Below are 1,677 nucleotides of genomic sequence, written 5' to 3'. Positions count from 1 at the left end.
GACACAAAAGAAGTTGACTATAGCGCATTGGATATGGCAATTGATTTTAGTAGTCCGGAGGCTGCGTTTAATAATATTAAGAGTTGTCTTGAACACAATGTTCCGGTAATATCGGGCACAACGGGTTGGCTACAGGATTACGACAAAGTGATTTCTTTTTGTAAAGAAAAAAATGGGGCTTTTATTTATGCTTCAAATTTCAGTTTAGGTGTAAACCTGTTTTTTGAATTAAATAGTTATTTAGCCAAATTGATGAGCAAATTACCCCTTTACAAGGTATCAATAGAAGAAACCCATCATCTGCAAAAACTTGATGCTCCAAGTGGAACTGCAATTTCACTTGCTAAAGGTATTATTCAGAATTCTGATTATAAAGGCTGGGAAATGGCAAAATCTCGAGACCAACATCTTCCTATAATTTCCAAAAGGATTGCGGATGAATACGGCACCCATGTTGTTTCTTATGAAAACTTAGAAGACGAGATAGCTATAAAGCACAAAGCCAACAATAGGGAAGGTTTTGCCTTAGGTGCAGTTATTGCCGCGGAATGGCTAAATGGGAAAAAAGGTGTCTTCACCATGAAAGATGTGTTAAACCTGGGTTAATTTTGGTAACAAATCAGACGAAATTACGTCTGAAAAAAATATACATAAGAGTATGAATAGTACAAATTGGATCATCTTTATTTTAATTATACAAGTCATTCATTTTTTAGGGACTTGGAAACTATATATTAAAGCGGGAAGAAAACCATGGGAAGCTGCCATCCCGGTATACAATGCTATTGTATTAATGCAAATTATAAGAAGGCCTAAATGGTGGGTAATACTTCTTTTTATTCCTATTATTAATCTTCTGATGTTTCCCGTTATTTGGGTTGAAACTATACGAAGTTTTGGTAGAAATAGTCTTCTTGAAACATGGTTGGTAATACTAACCCTTGGATTTTATATTTACTATGTTAATTATGCCTTAGATGTAACCTATATTGAGGACAGAAGTCTGCATCCAAAAAGTGGATTAGGAGAATGGGTAAGTTCTATCGTATTTGCCGTAGTGGCTGCAACCCTGGTTCATACCTATTTTATTCAGCCATATGTAATCCCCACGGGTTCACTGGAACGTACCCTCAGAATTGGCGATTTACTTTTTGTAAGTAAATTTCACTATGGGGCACGTGCTCCCATGACAACAATAGCAGCTCCAATGGTACATGATACAATCCCTGGGCTGGGTATAAGATCTTATCTGAAAAAACCTCAACTTCCTTATTTTAGATTACCTGGATTTGAAAAGGTTAAAAAAAATGATATTGTTGTTTTTAGTTGGCCGGCAGATACGGTTCGAGTCTTTTTTAAGAAAGAAGAAGGAGTTAAAAAACCAATTGATAAAAAATCCAATTATGTAAAGCGATGTGTTGGAACTCCTGGCGATTCGCTATCCGTTCTTGATGGGGTAGTATACATCAATGGAAAACAGCTTCAACTGTCGGACAGAGCTAAGCCTCAATATGATTATACTGTTTATTCGCAGAAAGGAGTATCGTCAAGGCTACTTATAAGTTTGGGAATAGATGAGTTTACAAGAAAATACCTGTCGGCTCCTTTAAACCAAAATCAATTTGAGGCTATCAACAAATACCTCATAGCTGGAGGTCAAAATGCAAAGGGCGAAAT

At 36.4% G+C, this 1,677-nt stretch carries 2 protein-coding genes; both read left to right on the top strand.

Features of this window, described 5'->3' with window-relative positions; translation table 11 throughout:
* Positions 1-606 (top strand): 4-hydroxy-tetrahydrodipicolinate reductase (gene dapB / locus WBN20_RS12130; RefSeq protein ID WP_424281871.1); only part of this gene is annotated, 606 nt, incomplete at its 5' end.
* A gap of 52 nt (positions 607-658) precedes the next feature.
* Positions 659-1,677 (top strand): signal peptidase I (gene lepB, locus WBN20_RS12125; protein WP_424281870.1); only part of this gene is annotated, 1,019 nt, incomplete at its 3' end.

The sequence above is a fragment of the Eudoraea sp. genome (assembly GCF_049665975.1).
Taxonomy (GTDB): domain Bacteria; phylum Bacteroidota; class Bacteroidia; order Flavobacteriales; family Flavobacteriaceae; genus Eudoraea.
Note: the sequence above shows the minus strand (reverse complement) of the source record. Positions and strands in the feature narration are given on the sequence as shown.